The 15,986-nt window shown below is 49.3% G+C and carries 13 protein-coding genes and 1 tRNA gene; 5 read left to right on the top strand and 9 right to left on the bottom strand.

What is annotated here, in order from left to right:
• A complete protein-coding gene (locus ACQ6WK_RS07925) occupies positions 1-777 on the top strand; it encodes a phosphoribosylformylglycinamidine synthase subunit PurQ (RefSeq protein ID WP_432800203.1) in 777 nt (258 codons plus the stop codon).
• Between the two features lie 188 nt (positions 778-965).
• Here the strand turns inward: ACQ6WK_RS07925 and ACQ6WK_RS07920 are convergent, their stop codons facing one another.
• Complete coding sequence (locus tag ACQ6WK_RS07920; RefSeq protein WP_432800425.1) at positions 966-1,163, bottom strand: hypothetical protein; 198 nt, start codon at positions 1,161-1,163, stop codon at positions 966-968.
• Here ACQ6WK_RS07920 and ACQ6WK_RS07915 point away from each other — a divergent pair.
• Positions 1,068-2,804, top strand: coding sequence for a 30S ribosomal protein S1 (locus tag ACQ6WK_RS07915; RefSeq protein ID WP_432800386.1), 1,737 nt, complete (start codon positions 1,068-1,070; stop codon positions 2,802-2,804). The two genes, ACQ6WK_RS07920 and ACQ6WK_RS07915, sit on opposite strands and share 96 nt — an antisense overlap.
• Positions 2,805-2,926: 122 nt before the next feature.
• On the opposite strand, the gene ACQ6WK_RS07910 is transcribed toward ACQ6WK_RS07915, so the two are convergent.
• The 8 genes from ACQ6WK_RS07910 to ACQ6WK_RS07875 form a co-directional block, all read right to left on the bottom strand.
• The gene (locus ACQ6WK_RS07910) at positions 2,927-4,360 is read right to left on the bottom strand and encodes a PP2C family protein-serine/threonine phosphatase (RefSeq protein ID WP_432800202.1); all 1,434 of its coding nucleotides are present in this window, start codon (positions 4,358-4,360) and stop codon (positions 2,927-2,929) included.
• A 91-nt stretch (positions 4,361-4,451) separates the two neighbouring features.
• Positions 4,452-5,537, bottom strand: coding sequence for a chorismate synthase (gene aroC, locus ACQ6WK_RS07905; RefSeq protein ID WP_432800201.1), 1,086 nt, complete (start codon positions 5,535-5,537; stop codon positions 4,452-4,454).
• A 104-nt stretch (positions 5,538-5,641) separates the two neighbouring features.
• Positions 5,642-7,933: a S41 family peptidase gene (locus tag ACQ6WK_RS07900; RefSeq protein ID WP_432800200.1), complete on the bottom strand. Its 2,292-nt coding sequence runs from the start codon at positions 7,931-7,933 to the stop codon at positions 5,642-5,644.
• Between the two features lie 292 nt (positions 7,934-8,225).
• Positions 8,226-9,587 carry an ATP-dependent Clp protease ATP-binding subunit ClpX gene (clpX, locus tag ACQ6WK_RS07895; RefSeq protein ID WP_432800199.1) on the bottom strand — a complete coding sequence of 454 codons (1,362 nt, stop codon included), beginning with the start codon at positions 9,585-9,587 and terminating at the stop codon, positions 8,226-8,228.
• Between the two features lie 306 nt (positions 9,588-9,893).
• The gene (locus tag ACQ6WK_RS07890) at positions 9,894-10,325 is read right to left on the bottom strand and encodes a hypothetical protein (protein WP_432800198.1); all 432 of its coding nucleotides are present in this window, start codon (positions 10,323-10,325) and stop codon (positions 9,894-9,896) included.
• A gap of 104 nt (positions 10,326-10,429) precedes the next feature.
• Positions 10,430-11,929 (bottom strand): trigger factor, encoded by a 1,500-nt coding sequence (gene tig / locus ACQ6WK_RS07885; protein ID WP_432800197.1) that lies wholly within the window; start codon positions 11,927-11,929, stop codon positions 10,430-10,432.
• Positions 11,930-12,155: 226 nt separating this feature from the next.
• Positions 12,156-13,109 carry a 2-dehydropantoate 2-reductase gene (locus tag ACQ6WK_RS07880; protein WP_432800196.1) on the bottom strand — a complete coding sequence of 318 codons (954 nt, stop codon included), beginning with the start codon at positions 13,107-13,109 and terminating at the stop codon, positions 12,156-12,158.
• A 6-nt stretch (positions 13,110-13,115) separates the two neighbouring features.
• Entirely contained in the window at positions 13,116-14,318 is a 1,203-nt protein-coding gene (locus ACQ6WK_RS07875; RefSeq protein ID WP_432800195.1) for a hypothetical protein, read from the bottom strand.
• 292 nt (positions 14,319-14,610) lie between these two features.
• Here ACQ6WK_RS07875 and ACQ6WK_RS07870 point away from each other — a divergent pair.
• The 3 genes from ACQ6WK_RS07870 (at position 14,611) to ACQ6WK_RS07860 (ending at position 15,682) form a co-directional block, all read left to right on the top strand.
• Positions 14,611-14,684: transfer RNA gene (locus ACQ6WK_RS07870), tRNA-Arg, on the top strand.
• Positions 14,685-14,727: 43 nt separating this feature from the next.
• Positions 14,728-15,210 carry a rhodanese-like domain-containing protein gene (locus ACQ6WK_RS07865; protein WP_432800194.1) on the top strand — a complete coding sequence of 161 codons (483 nt, stop codon included), beginning with the start codon at positions 14,728-14,730 and terminating at the stop codon, positions 15,208-15,210.
• The gene (locus ACQ6WK_RS07860; RefSeq protein ID WP_432800193.1) at positions 15,197-15,682 is read left to right on the top strand and encodes a MauE/DoxX family redox-associated membrane protein; all 486 of its coding nucleotides are present in this window, start codon (positions 15,197-15,199) and stop codon (positions 15,680-15,682) included. The genes ACQ6WK_RS07865 and ACQ6WK_RS07860 overlap by 14 nt, the downstream gene beginning before the upstream one ends.
• Positions 15,683-15,986: the final 304 nt, after the last annotated feature.

Here is a 15,986-nt window from a genome sequence, read left to right as displayed (position 1 = left end):
ATGAAGCCGAAAACACTGATTATCCGTACTGCTGGCACCAACTGCGACCGCGAACTGGCTTATGCCTTTGAGTTGGCGGGTGCGGAGACTGAGACGCATCACCTCAATGATCTGATCGCGAATCCGCAGCAGATCGCATCATTCGACCTGATCGGTTTCCCTGGCGGGTTTAGCTACGGCGACGATATCGCTGCGGGCCGGATCTTTGCGAACCGTGTGAAGCACCGTTTGCTGGAGCCACTCCAGGCCGCAGTTGAGCGTGGTACCGCCATAATCGGCATCTGCAACGGATTTCAGGTACTGGTGAAACTTGGGTTGCTACCCGATCCAACCAAGGCAGTGCAGGTGACGACATTGGCCGACAACACTGAGGGGCGGTTTCTGGATCGTTGGGTGACGCAGGTGACCGATCCGGATACCAAGTGCATCTGGACCAAGGGTTTAGATCAGTACGAGCTGCCGATCGCACACGGGGAAGGGCGGTTTGTTGTGGAGAACGATTCAGTATTGGCGGATCTCGAATCTGCGGGCCTGATCGCCATCCGATATGGGGCAGGCGACAATCCTAACGGCTCAACTGATGACATTGCAGGCATATGTGACCCGACAGGACTGATTCTGGGTCTTATGCCCCACCCAGAGCGATTTGTCGATCCGACGCATTATCCGCAGTGGACCCGTCAAAATGCTGATTTCATGAAGCAGACACCAGCCGGGCTTGTCTTCTTCCAGAATGCGGTGCAGCACGTGATCTCGAAGGCTACCGCTGGGGCGTAAATGCCGAGTTATTTTGAAGATATAACCTTATGGCATTGAGTCTCGACTGGCAGGATTCAGGCTGGGCGATATAATGTCCGATTCAACTTATTGCGGCGAGTTGTCCCGATTTCGATGAGATCGGCTCGACCGCAGGTAAGGCTCGTCATACCCGATGAGCGACCCGGATAGTTAGCAATGGCGCGTTGTCATTGCCGGGTAAGGAACCACATGTAAGGGAACCCAAATACATGGTTAATAAGTCTCTCATTTCCTCTCTCTCCGTCGAAGACAATGAAGCAATGGATCTGCTGGCCGCTGAGTTCGGTCAGGCGGTCGCTGATGGCGACATGGAAGGTCTCATTGAAGGTCAGATCGGCGACTTTAAAACCGGCACGATCCTTCAAGGTAAAATCATCGGCATGGCCGGCGACGACTTCATGGTCGAAGTGGGCCTCAAGTCCGAAGGCGTCCTGGACAAAAACGAATTTGATGATCCAGCAGACGTCGAAATCGGCGACACCGTCGAAGTGCTTCTTGAAGAAGTTGAAGGCGACGACAGCATGGTGCAGATCAGCAAGCGCAAAGCTGACCGCATCCGTGGCTGGGAACGCATCATCACCGAGAAGAAGGAAGACGACACCGTTGAAGGTAAAGTCATGCGGAAGATCAAGGGTGGTTTGCTCGTCGATATCGGCGTGCCGGTCTTCCTCCCCGCATCACAGGTCGACATCCGTCGCCCGGCAGACATCGGTATTTTCATTGGCGAAACCATCGAAGCTCAGATCCTCAAGATCGACGAGCAACGCCGTAACATCGTCATCAGCCGTCGTAAGCTCATTGAAGAGCGCCGCACCGAGCAGCGTCAGCGTTTGCTTTCCGACATCAAGGTTGGCGACCTCGTCACCGGCATGGTCAAGAACATCGCAGACTTCGGTGCCTTCGTCGACCTCGGCGGCATCGACGGTCTGCTCCACATCACCGACATGTCTTGGGGCCGCGTGAATCACCCATCCGACATCGTTCGTCTCGACGAGAAGATCGAAGTCAAAGTGCTTTCGATCGACTTCGACAAAGAGAAGATCGCCCTGGGTCTCAAGCAGAAAGATGCTTCGCCTTGGGAAGACATCGAGCAGAAGTACCCAGCGAACACTCGTATCAGCGGTACGGTCACGAACATCATGTCCTACGGCGCATTCGTCAAGCTCGAAGAGGGCGTCGAAGGCCTCGTACACATCTCCGAGATGTCATGGACCCGCCGTATCAACCATCCATCTGAGATGGTCTCCATCGGCGAAGAAGTTTCGGTCGTTGTCTTGGACATCAACAAGGACAAGCAGGAAATTAGCTTGGGTATGAAGCAGACCGAGGTCAATCCTTGGGAGCTTGTGGCCGAGAAGTATCCTCCCGGCACGATTGTCGAAGGCAAGGTTCGCAATCTCGCTTCCTATGGCGCGTTCATCGAGATCGAGCCCGGCATCGACGGCTTGCTGCACGTATCCGACCTCTCTTGGACCAAGAAGCTTTCACATCCAAACGAAATGCTCAAGAAGGGCGAAACACTCAAGTGCATCGTTCTCGAAGTGGACCAGAGCAAGCAACGTGTCGCGCTCGGCCTGAAGCAGATGACCGAAGACCCATGGATGGAAGCGATTCCTACCCACTACCAGCCTGGCATGATCGTTCAGGGCAAGGTCACCAAGATCACCAACTTCGGCGTCTTTGTCGAGCTGGAAGAAGATCTCGAAGGCCTTCTGCATATCTCCGAGCTGGCTGACCACAAGGTCGAGAACCCGCAAGACGTGGTTCAAGTCGGTCAAGAAGTCGAAGTCAAGATCCTCCGTGTCGACCTCGACGAACGCAAGATCGGCTTGTCACTCAAGCGTGCTCAGTGGACTTCCGATCAGGAAGCAGCCGCAGAGAAAGCGGAAGGCAAAGCCGGCGGCGCAGCAGACGGCGGCGCTGGTGGTGGCGGCATCGGCGGCATCGGTGGCGACGACATGGGTCACCTCGGTACCGACAAGATCACCTTCGGCGGCGGCAACTAAACCGCTTCCGATCACTCAGTGTGATCGAAATATAAAATCGATAAGGCAGCCTCCTCATAAGGGGCTGCCTTTTTTTGATTGAATGTGATCGTATTTCAAAAACAGATAGCCATTTGCATATCCTAAGATGGTTCGCCACGCTTCATTTCGACAAGCAGCACATCATCATCGGCGGCACCGCTACGGAAATCCTTAAGCCTAGATGAGAGTGTGGTAAGCAAGCCGTCATCATTAACATTTAAATCGCACTCGGCTAACATGGCTTCAAGCCCGGGGTTGTTCAGCATTTCTCCGTCGCCATTTCGAGCTTCGATGATGCCATCGGTATAAATCAGTAGACGTGAATTTGGTATGAATGAACTTGTGTTCGATTCAAGGTGATACAAATCGTCATTGACCGCGCCGAGCATGATTGCACTAGTAAACAGTGATACAGGTTCATGGTCCGGGTGCAGTAGATACGGTTGTGGATGGCCGGCGTTCACCCATTCAATTTGCTCGTTCTGAATAAATGCTTTGGCTGCAAAAGCAGTAGCGTAGACAGATTCTCTTGAGATGGTGAGATAAATGTATTTGTTCAGAGCGCGGATGATCTGTTCCGGTGAGGCTTCTGGGAACTCGGCAAAGAGGCGTTCAATTTCACCGTGAAGGCGGTTGACCGCAAGAGCTGCGGTAATGCCGTGTCCTGTGACATCAACAACAACATTGGAGATCGCAGTTAATTGACCGTTATCGCCACGATGCTCTTTGATGTAAAGGAAGTCGCCGCCGAGCTGTTTCATGGGCTCATAGTGATAGCGGATTTGAATATCACCATCTGTCTTTTGTCCGGGAAAAAGCATTTCATGGATTTGCCTGGCAGCAGACAGTTCACGCTTCAAGTCGGAATATGAGCCAGAAAGACGCTGCAGATAAAACTGATTGCTGTAACGCTGTGCTCGTATGTAACAGATTAGTAGTCCCGGCACGCCCGACAAGATTGCGCCCAGTGCAAAGAGGAGATCAATCCAAAATGGGTAAAGCTTGGAAATCAGGATCATCGGAATACTCATCACCCAGAGTGGGGTGATGGATTTGATGGCATCTTTTTGCGGAAAAGGAATAAAGATGCATGCAAAGAGATGCAGTGTAAACGTGACAAGGATAATCAGGCCTGGGCGAATGCTCTCCAAGATTGTGATACCGCGTCCATTGATCATCGAAAGGTAAGATTCTAATAGTGTCGAAACAACGATTGCAAAAAAGCCCATGATGGCAATTGTCCAGATGATCACATTCAACACTTGTTCGCGTGATTTCTCCCCGGTACGTACCGCCATAATCCCCAAAAATAGGACGATCAGCACCGGCACATTACTGATGCCAAACGTCAGCACATTTAGCCACAAATGTACGCTTGAAACGAATGCGGATTCAGCCCAGATGTAGAGAAAACCACCCAGGATCGCAACGATGCCGGAAAATATACAATACCTGATGAATCGCCTGACTAGCCACGACTGCCATCGCTGATCTAGTTCCGGTTGGAATTCTTCTGTAACGGTTTCTTGCATCATGATGAACTTCGGCTAAATGACGAATGATAGTCCAACTGAAGCCATTTTAGGCATGATGCCATGCAGCGAAACTTAAGAGAGGGATGTTTTATCAGATTCGAGCGACTTTTTGTCGCAGCATATGATCTGCGAGTGTGATCGCCATCATTGCTTCGCCCATGGGGACGAATCGTGGGAGAAGGCAAGGATCGTGGCGGCCTTTGGTTGATATTTCTGCAGGCTCCCCATTTTGTGTGACAGTTGGTTGTGGCTTGCTCAAGCTGCTTGTTGGTTTGATTGCACATCGCATCACAATGGGCATCCCTGATGATATGCCACCAAGCATTCCGCCGTGTCTATTGGTTGATGTAACGATCTTCTCATTTACAGATTCAAAGATGTCGTTGTTCTCGCTGCCTTTTGCAGTCGCAACATCAAACCCCGCACCGTATTCAACACCTAATACTGCAGGTAGACTGAACATTGCCTTGCCAAGATCTGCTTTTAATTTATCAAATACCGGCTCGCCCCAGCCTGCGGGAACATTGGTCGCGACTAGCTCACTTACGCCGCCGATTGAATCTTCTTCACGTCGCATCTGATCGATTAGTTCGATCATTGCTTCAGCTTTTGCTGCATCCGGACACCTGACAATATTCGATTCAACCTGTTCAAGTGTCATTTCTTCCGGACGATCTACCTCAATTTTAAGATCGCCGATCTGTTTTACATAGCCAACAATCTCAATATCGTGCGCTTGTTTGAGCAGTTTCTTCGCGATCGCACCGGCTGCAACTCTTGCAGTGGTTTCACGAGCACTGCTGCGTCCGCCGCCTCGATAATCGCGGCTGCCATACTTGGCATCAAAGGTGTAGTCAGCATGCCCAGGACGATATTTATCTTTGATATTGGAGTAGTCGCGCGAACGCTGATCCTGATTGCGAATCAAAATCGCAATCGATGTGCCGGTGGTTTTTCCCTCGAATACGCCAGATAGAATCTCCGGAGCATCATCTTCTTTGCGCTGCGTGGTGATCTTGGATTGGCCCGGCTTGCGGCGCTCAAGATCCGGAATCAAGTCTTTTTCAGAAAGCGCCAATCCTGCAGGCACGCCATCGACGATGCAGACATTGCCCGGCCCGTGCGATTCGCCAGCCGTGGTCACGCGGAAGATTTGTCCAAAGGTATTGCCTGCCATAGTGTTCTCGTGTTCTTGCGGGATAAAAAAACCGTGCCCAAAGCGTCATTTTAACGCTCCATGCACGGTTTTGCATCTTATGGGCCTAGCTCGTCTGATCAGCCTTACGGTTTAGCCGGTTCTTCGCTTGGAATCTTGGCGGACTGGAGCAGGGGGGCGGGTGTTTTGCCGCCGGTGACCTGTTGAAGTTTCAGCCAGATCAATGCGGATTCAAGCTGTGGGTCCAAGCCGTTGGCCAGAATATCGTCTGCTTCCTTCACGGCTTCACCTTCTTCCGGCTGCCAGTTTTCATCATGAATGATGTCGACTTCCTGACGATACTCGATCGCGTCAGCGATTTCTTGTGTGCTCATCGGTATTTCGATGTCAGGATTGATGCCCCAATCCTTCGCGCCAGGTTTGCGATGGACGATTCGGCCGTTGGGTAGCTGATAGTATTGTGTGGTTAGTTTCAGATACGCTGATCGGCGTGCGATGGGGTGCACATCTTGAACTGAGCCTTTACCAAAGCTGCGTGTACCGATGATGGTTGCTCGGCCATAATCTTGTAACGCCCCGGAAACAATCTCCGAAGCACTGGCGGAACCTTGGTTCACCAAAACAACCACGGGGAATTTCTTGTATGAATTGGCTTTGTGAGCTACGTCCGGCGCCTTCTGGTTTCCGTTGGCATCAACGGTGGACACGATCGGCCCTTCATCAATAAAGCGGTCGCTGATTTGTATTGCGGAGTGCATCAACCCACCCGGATTGAATCGCAGGTCGAGAATCAAACCGTTTAGTTTGCCTTGCGCTTGAAGTTGCGCGACAGCAGCATCAAGATCATCCGCGGACTGCGGTAGAAACTGTGATAGTCGTACATAACCAATGCCTGCATCTGGATCGACCCAGTAATCCCAGTCGCCAGCATCGGTGTGCTGCCAGCCGCGGATGGATTCAATCGCGATCTCTTTACGTGTGATCTGTTTTTCAATCAGTGCTGTTTCACCTGGCCGTTCAATACTAAGATTGACCTTTGTGCCTTCCTTACCAGTGATTTCGCTGACTGCGCGATTGAGCGACCATGTGGCAGTGTTTGCGCCGTCGACCTTCACAATCACATCGCCATCTTTGATCCCAGCTCGGTGAGCAGGGGTATTGGGCAGTGGAGTAACCACCGTTAACTGTCCATCTTTGCGTGTGATTTGGATGCCGATGCCGACGAATTTACCTTCAGTGCTGCGGCTGAAATGCTCGATATCTTCCGGCCAAATCACCGCAGTAAAATCATCCAGCTGACTCATCGCGCCTTCGGTCATCTCGTAAATCACCACCTCATGCGGCAAATCAACCGTGAGGTCATTCTGATTGATGATTTTGTCAATGGCCTTGAAAGCATCCAAAAAGTTCATCGTATTGCCCGGCCGGTTCACCTCGGCTTTCAACGAAACAAGATAATCTTTGAACTTGCTCACATTGTCTTCGTTTTTCAAAGACGGGAACTCTTCCGCAAGCGTTTTGTTGTCTAGTAGGATCAGGAGATTACTGACGCCACCATCAACTAGTGACACATAGCCATTATGGCCAGGCTGGTATCGCTCAACATGAAAGCGTGCCGCTTTACGTAAACTGTCACGTAGCATGGAAAGATTGACGTTCTTGAGCTTCTTCGTCCAAGATTCAATCTCAATATCCATCGGCGGAGGTGCATCTTCACCTTTTTCCTCTGCACGCTTAATGGCGCGTTCTTTGTAGATATTCTGGAGATGTTCCGGCACATAAATCTGCAACAGACGAACATGCTTCGCAGCTAGCTTAACACGGTCACGATATCGATCTTGATTTTCATACAGAAGGTCAAGCAGGCGATACGTGCTGAGCACATCGACCCAGTTGCCGGATTCTTCGGCGGCTTTTGCTTTGGCTTCTGCCTGCGCGACAAGGTCTAGAACCTCTTGCTGTTGGAGATAATTGGTTGAATCCTTTGATAGACTATGCGCCTCGATGGCTGCAACCATTGCGTCCTCGAGTCGATCTTCATCCAATGCACTCAGCATTTTGCCAAATGCCTCTTCGTAGGATGCTTGCCCTTTCTTGTCGCGGGCAGCTTGATGTTCTTGATAGGTCGCGATGTCGTTGAGTAGATTTTCAGCTTGTTGGTGGTCAACCTGGCCGGTTTGATCAAGTTGCTTAATTGCTTCGGTGAGGGAGGCGTAGTCGTCGTTTTGGATCAGAGACTGATAGGTAACAGGTTCGGCTGCATATTGATTAGAAACCTTAGCCGTTTCCGCTGCATTTTCATCCGCTTGGAGCGTGCTAACGCCTACGCCCAGCGCGAGGGCCAGAACGGAAATGAGGCTCGTAATCATCTTCTGGCCAGACAGCAGGGCTGCACACCGGGCTTGCTCGTTTTTCATAGACATATAACCTTTAACGGTTTGATCGGTTTCAAGTCGTGAAGAATCTTACGATTCGGCTTCAGGTTAACAGTATTTCTGAGGACCCTGATGTACTGTAGGCTAGGATTTTGCCGAAGCAAGCTGCAAAACCGCTTCTTATCGCCACCGCAGCTTCTAGTTAAACGTCAGTGGGCTGCCCGTGGTTCACCAAAATCAGCCGCGTATTAAATGACATTCGATCATTGCATCAAGCAATGATCGAAGCCAGAAATATCCTTGGGTTTTACTCGTTACTTAGGTGCCGCATTGATCAGGCTGATTCCTTCTGTGGGACCTGCATGTCAATCAGGCGTTTCTTGTCGACTACAGCACTGCGATCAATGACGTACTTCATACCCTTGTTGTTCATCTCGGGCAGGTCATACATCAATTCGAGCATGAGTTCTTCCATCACGCTCCTCAGGGCACGTGCACCGGTATCGCGATCGATCGCTTTCTCTGCTAATGCTTCAAGAGCATCATTGGTGAACTCCAGCTCTGCATCCTCAATTCCAAAGAAGTACTGATACTGACGTACTAGCGCGTTCTTCGGCTCGGTCAGGATCTTCACCAACGTCGACACCTCAAGCGGCATCAACGGGGTGATCACAGGGAGACGACCAATAAGCTCAGGGATCATGCCAAACTCATGGATGTCTTGGTGTGTTACCTGCGAGAGCAAGAAACCCTTGTCCTGTGTGTTGTCGTCTACGGAATGCTCAGATGCAAAGCCAATTGACTTGCGGCCAAGACGCTTGCGGATCAGATCCTCGAGCCCGACAAACGTACCTGCACAGATAAACAGGATGTTGCTGGTATCAATCTGAATGTACTGCTGTTCCGGATGCTTACGCCCACCTTGCGGCGGAACATTTGCAACCGTGCCTTCAAGCATTTTCAGAAGCGCTTGCTGCACACCTTCACCAGAAACGTCACGTGTGATCGAGACGTTTTGGGAGGTCTTGCCGATCTTATCGACTTCGTCGATGTAGATGATTCCTCGCTGTGCTGCTTCGATGTCGTAGTCCGCAGACTGAAGCAGTTTCAGCAGCAGGTTCTCAACATCTTCGCCGACGTAGCCCGCTTCAGTAAGCGTTGTTGCATCACCAATTGCGAACGGCACATTCAGTGTTTTTGCCAAGGTACGAGCCAAGAGCGTTTTGCCTGAGCCGGTTGGGCCAATCAAAAGAACGTTGGACTTGTCGATCTCAACAGGCTTCTCTTTCTCAGAGGCAACCAATCGCTTGTAGTGGTTATGGACCGCTACAGACAACGCCCGCTTTGCAATGTCCTGCCCGATTACGTACTGATCGAGGAACTCTTTGAGCTGACGTGGTGTGGGGATTGATCCAATCGAAGTCCGCCCCGCATGTACGCGGCGTCGTTCTTGTTTGAAAATGTTCTGACAAAGCTCAGTGCAATTGGCGCAGATATAAACGTCGTTCGGACCCTCAACCATTGGGCCGACTTCGCGTGAACTTTTTCCGCAGAACGAACATGTCGTTACTCTGCGGCCTTTAAAGCCGTCGCCGCCGCCAGTTCCGCTGCCGCCACCGTTGCCAGTGCTTCCATCGTTAGTCGTGGTGTTATTAGCCAACCCGCCATTACCTCCATGGTCAGCATCATGATTCATTCATCCACCTGATTGCTCCGTGCGGGTTAGCGTCTGATAACAGCAGCTAAGCCAATGCAATCCGGCACGTATGCTTCTCTCTCAACATACGCCAAGGGTAAGATCGTCCAAAAACCCATACGCTTTTAGCGTTTCCCTCACCTTGGAGGGTATTCTTGTGTTTTCTTAATCCCACCCATCGTCATAAGTATACATATCATATCCGATCAGAACGCATTCAGGGCGCTCCAAGCAGCCTATTTTCCCTAGATTTTCGCTTCGCTTGCACAAACCCAGAGATGGGCCGTTCTTATCGGATATACAGCATTAATTTTCTTCGTTAGCGTCCGATTGTTCATCCTCATCCCCTTCTTCATCTAATTCTTCCGCTCCAAATTCTCCTTCCACACTCTTGTCGCTCTCGGAAATGTTCTCCCAATCGTCCTTCTTCTCGGCATCGTCTTCCAAGACCTTGCGGCTGCTCGTAATGATCAGCATCTTCATGTTCTGGAATTCTTCGTCCGAGATTTTTCCCTCTTTGTGCATCTGACGGAGATCGCTGAGCGAGTAGCCTTCCATCGCAGGCCCATCATCACGGAGCGTTAGCTTCCGGATTACGAAAGCTGCCAGTCCAAGAAAAATAGCCAGCAGCACGATCGCGCCCATGTAGTACCAGATATCGACTTGGTGTTGCCGTGTCTGGCCGAACGTATAAATCACGTTCAAGGTGCTCATCATGCTGCTGGCCGTATGGATCATTTTGATTTTCCGTCGAGAACCCGATTTGCGTGTTGATCACGATGCGGCATTTTAGCAAATCATCGTCGTCAGCGGGACATCAATTTTCGGGCTCCAGCTACGATCTATGCGTCGTCTTTCTTCTTCGCAGCAGCCTTCTTCTTAGACGCTTTCTTCTTGCTGGCCTTCTTCTTAGTCGTCTTCTTCGCAGCTTTCGCTTCGCCTTCGACTTCCTCAATCACCGCACCGCTCTCAAGAATCTTGTCCAGTGTTTTCTGCTCACGGATCTGCAGGTACAGCTGCTCAAGCTCGCCGCGTTTTTGCATCTCCTGGCGCAGTTTCTCTGGACGACGGCCTTGCTGCATCGCAATCATCGCGATCTGACCGTTCAATTCATTGTCGCCGACTTCAACTTCAAGATCCTTCGAAGCCTTGTCAATGATGAAGAACAACTTGAGCTGCTTGGTGGCTGCTTCTTCTGACTCAGCACGAGTTTCTGCGAGCTTGGTTTCAATTTCCTGCTCGGTGGTGCCGCGGTACAGCAGTTCCATGCGCTGGCGTTGCAGCACGCGCTCGATCTGTCGGCTGGTCAAACCTTCAGGCAATTCAAGATCAACTTTTTCGACTAATTGATCATTCACCTGCTGGTACATATCTGATTTCTGTTCGCGTTCTTTCTGAGATTCAAGCATCTCACGCAAACGGGTGCGGAATTCTTCTTCCGATTCTACGCCGACGTTCTTCACAACTTCTTCCATCGAAGCTGGCTCAAGACGCTCCACTGAGTTCAGCTTGATCTCGATAGCAATCGGCTTGTCTTTGATGTCATCATTTTCATGTGATGCTGGGCCATCAGTTTTCACCGTCAACGTGTCGCCGATCTTTTTGCCAGCAAGCTGCTTGCCGAGATCATCAATCAAGATGCCGCCAACATGGCCTTTAAATTCGGCGTTCTCACCGTTCACCATAATGTACGTGTCGTGCAGGTGCGTGATGCAGGCTTCTTCGTCTCCAGCCTTATCCTGTGGGAAGATATGAACATCAGCCTTCACAAAATCGCCCGCAGCGACGGTCGCATCCGTCACGGTTGCCGCTTTGCCAAATCGCTCAGCATACTTATTGATTTCCGCTTCAACATCTTCGTCGGTCACTTCCGATTTGGTCTTGGTTACCTTGATGTCTTCGAACTTTGGCAGCTCAACGTTCGGCGTCACTTCGACGGTTACTTCAAACTTCAAGGAGCCTTTTTCTGGAAGCTCCAGATTCTCAATGTCTTTTACATCCGGCTCGCCTAACACGTCAAGATCGTTCTCTTCGATCGCTTGCGAATACGCTTCACTCAGAAGATGACCTTTCGCATCGTCACGAATGCCTGCGCCGAAGCGCTTCTCAATCAGACGGCGTGGTGCGCGGCCTTTACGGAAACCAGGAATCGCTGCATCGCTCTGCAAATTGCCGAAGGTCTCTTCGATCTTCGCTGCAATACGTGACTCGGGGATTTCAATCTTTAAGAGCTTGCATGCTGGCCCGTTGTCTTCGACAACCACTTCAAGTTCCGGACGTTCTTCTGTTGCTTGTTCTTCACTCATGGCTTTACCTTTGCCTGTTTGTTCTGTCTCACGCATAGACGGTACAACCACGTCGCGAGCAGATCATTGAATTCGTTTGGTTTGGGTATTTGTGAAGACGTGGGGTAGGGATGGTGTTCGCGCTCCAGATCAACCCACGCCTTGCAGCTATCCCTAATTTTGCAGCTGCCGGTACCTCGATCTGAAGCCGTATATTATGCCCGCAAACCCCGCCAGTCGTCAATTTTCATCTTCCGACTCTCTCCAGCAGTAATTCCGGGCGTCAATCATCATTCGTTCTGTCTAGAAATTTTAGCTGCCGATATAGTGTCCAAATTTTCTCAGCTCGGTATCCACCAGCCATTGCCCGTCTGGCCGTTTCTCCGAAAATCCCTTCAACTTCCATCATCCGTCCCGCATCATGATCCAGTTTCATACTCGGAAAATATGGCCGCATTACCGTTGTTTTCTCCATGATCTCCGCCATAAACGCCTCCGGAATCTCTCGTCCGACCGCAGCTTTTGTTGCTTCACCCACCTCCAACATCAATTCCCATGCCAACTCACGTACATCGAGATCGTGCGTCATGGCATAGGTGTCCGCATTTAGCACCACGCTCAAGCCATTGAATGGGATATTGAAGATCAACTTCTGCCATCGTGCTTGCGTCAGATCCTCTTTGAGTTCAATAGGCACGTCCGTTCCATTAAACATTTCTTGGATTAATCGCAGTCGTTCGGTTACTCCTGCAGGCTCGCCATCCGCACGATAATCCCCCGCGGTCATCCAACCGTAATCTTGATGCTCAATATGCCCCGGCCCCCGCTTTACCGAACACACAAAGCATAATCCACCTGCCACACGATCATTCCCCACGACTTCGGCAACCTGTTCCTCAATACCGATCCCATTTTGTAAAACAAAAACAAACCCATCCTGTTTCAAAACCTTTGGAAGCAGCTCATCTAATAGATGATTAGAGGTTGTTTTGAGTGCAAGCAAAACTACATCGCATTGTGGCATATCTTCCACCGATTCATACGCATGTACATTGCGTCCAGCTAGCGCGTAATCTCCCAACTTTGATTGCACGTACCATCCATGCTTACGCACATGTGCAGCATCACTACGCACAAGATAATGCACCTCATGCCCAGCTCGATTAAGCTGCGTGCCGTAGTAACCACCCACCCCACCACATCCGATTACCGCAATGGTCAATTTCGCATTCATCATCAAATATTACTGCGATCCATCCGCATTTTCATCTTCCTGTGTCAATTCCTCTGCCGCCGCTTCTGGTGCAATACCGTGAGGTTTTACGACATTATCCTGTGCATGTGTTCCTGCCCTGTTCTCTGATCCGCCATAGTACACGGTCGCCATTGATCTCGGGCAAACAAGATCAATCTCCCGTGTAACCTCTACCACGATTTTTACGGCTTTATCGTCATTTGCTTCTGTATCGTAATGTACTTCAATCGAGCTGCCTGGCAGCAACGTTACGCCAAGCTCAAGCGTTCGCTTACTCAGCGCCACCTCGCGTACCACTACAAAATTTTCTCCTGTATTGGTAACTCGGAGCTGATCTGCTTCCAATTTTGCTACATAACCTTCCCGTGATACTTCCCCTTTGATTTCGATTTCATCTCGGTGCAATATCTTTTGGCCTGTATTGAAGACCGCCACGTAATTTTCGGTGTACTCAGCCAGATACCCTGGCACTTCCACGGTCCTTACCGCTTCGCCTGCTATAAATTTCACGCGCATCACGACCCGTTTCCCGATATGGCGTTCAAGCATAGGTTCGTACGCATTGCCCGCTGCACCCAAAATTGTTTGGCCAATTTCATTGATACCTTGTTGCTGCGTATTCGCGACGTTCCCTGTTTTTACCTTTGCCATTTGGCCGACCAGTGCTGTTAATGCTTTGCTGAACGCATCGCGAAGCGTGTTGATCAAATTTCTACACGCCCGCCACCAACGCCTATAAAACACAGGATAGAACGTCCGCTTAATCTGCCGTTTGCGGTCTCGAATCTCTCTGTCGCTCAGAACATTTCGCGACCGTCCAATCGCGACCACATTCTCAAGCTCCTCTGCGTACATCAAGCTACTGGTCTTACAAAGACCCTTGCGGTTTACATATGGTGCGTCATAAACCAGTTCGAGGCCTTTGCTATATACAACCAGATCACCCCACATGACCGATCCATTCTTGCTCATTGTGCTTACGTGGTAATCATGCAGAAGCTTCAGACATTTATCTTTTCGGCGCTGGCTCAACAGCATGCTTACCACTGCTACGAGAAAAATGAATAGTACTGTCAAACCAAAGGCACTTTGGATAAGGACATGCCACCACGGATTTCCACCCGCACCTTCTTGTGTGACTGCCGTCGTGCTTTCGGCACCGGCAATCCAAATCGTCATCAAAATATTCATGTATATGATCCCGATCTTATACTTGCCTGTAGAACGATCTAGGCATCGTGGTCTTCCACACCAACCATCGGCCGATCCTGCCCATCTCATTCATTTACCTGTAAAGCATAGCCAAAGCCTGTACGTCCGCATAGATTGGCGCGATCTTTTGCCCACTGTCACCTTTCAAGCTTCCCTTGCTGCGAACCCATTACGAGTTACAATAAATCTGCAAAGCACCGTGATGCATTATTGAATCGTAAGCATCAGGTGTATCCATCATCCACTCCGAATCGTTTCAAAAACGTTCGGTGCCCCCGTAGCTCAATTGGATAGAGCGCGGCTTTCCTAAAGCTGAGGTTAGAGGTTCGATCCCTCTCGGGGGCATTGTAAATAGCAACTAATGGGAACTACGGTATAATCTTAGTCAATGAAAGTTTTTTTAAAACAGAGCTTCGCTATATTACTTGCATCACTTGCTTTGTCACTTCTATTATATGGCGTTTATGGATTATCAGAATTTCGAGAAGAAAATGATTCGATACGGAATAAAATCGTTCAGATTTCTAATGAGCAGTACAATTTAAATGACAGTCGTATTCTATGGGTGGACGCGAGGTCAAAGAGGCTATTTGAATTAGGACATATAGATGGTGCTGTGAATCTCAATATGTCAAATTGGGAGGAACAGGTGCTTTCGTTGTATGAAATATGGATTCCTGAGAAATTGATTCTAGTGTACTGCAATGGTGGCAGCTGCAAGCTCAGTGAGGATATAGCTTATAAGCTAAAAGAAGAACTGGGTTCTGAAGCTAGGATATACGTGCTTTTGGAGGGATATGAAGAATTAGACCGCGGTGAGTTTGAAGCCATGAATGTTGATGAGTTGAGAGAATCGTATGAAAGGAGCTGATTCGATTACTGTATCAATAAAGAACTTTATGGTGTGCCTGCTCCTATATTTCATAGCAGTGGTATTCTTTATTGCAGGTGCGATGAAAATGTGGGATATTCATCAGTTTGTAGATAGTTTAGATAGCTACCAGTTTTTTCCTGAACTAGCACTAGGGCCGGTAGCTTTCTTTATACCATCTCTAGAAATGGTGTTGGCAATATGCCTATTGCTTAAATTTTTTCGTTTGACGTCACTTATTGCTAGTTTTCTTTTACTACTATGCTTTACTTTAGTTTTGATGATCTCGCATTTGCGTGGGATTGATATTTCGTGTGGATGTTTTGGTGCATTAGAAGTACATAGCTACGTGTATATGTATTGTAGGAACATCATTTTGATGTTAGTAACATTGTTCGTTTTATGGCAAACAATCGGAAATCTTGAAAAGCTCAAATCATTGCCTTTGAATATTAGTATGCAATCTAATTGAGGGGTTGTGTCTTGACGATTGCTTGGGGTTACCTTGCATTAAGGGGATTAAAAAATTGCAAATTATTGCCAGTTTGTATTGACGGTATTTTGTACTTCGATTACGGTAGTTACCAATTGATTTTAGTATAATTCGTATTCTTGCATGGCTTATGCGAGAAGTTAGGCTCATAGTTTGCGGCGCGTTGTGATTCCGAGGCGTATCATTCCGAGGAGCTAGATAAAAGCGAATATAAGCAGGTTATGAACCATTTTGTATGGTGATTTGTGCTAAGTAAGATCTTCGTATGAGGAGTGTACTTACT

Origin of the sequence: Poriferisphaera sp. WC338, from assembly GCF_050931845.1 — a bacterium.
Taxonomy (GTDB): domain Bacteria; phylum Planctomycetota; class Phycisphaerae; order Phycisphaerales; family Phycisphaeraceae; genus Poriferisphaera.
Note: the sequence above shows the minus strand (reverse complement) of the source record. Positions and strands in the feature narration are given on the sequence as shown.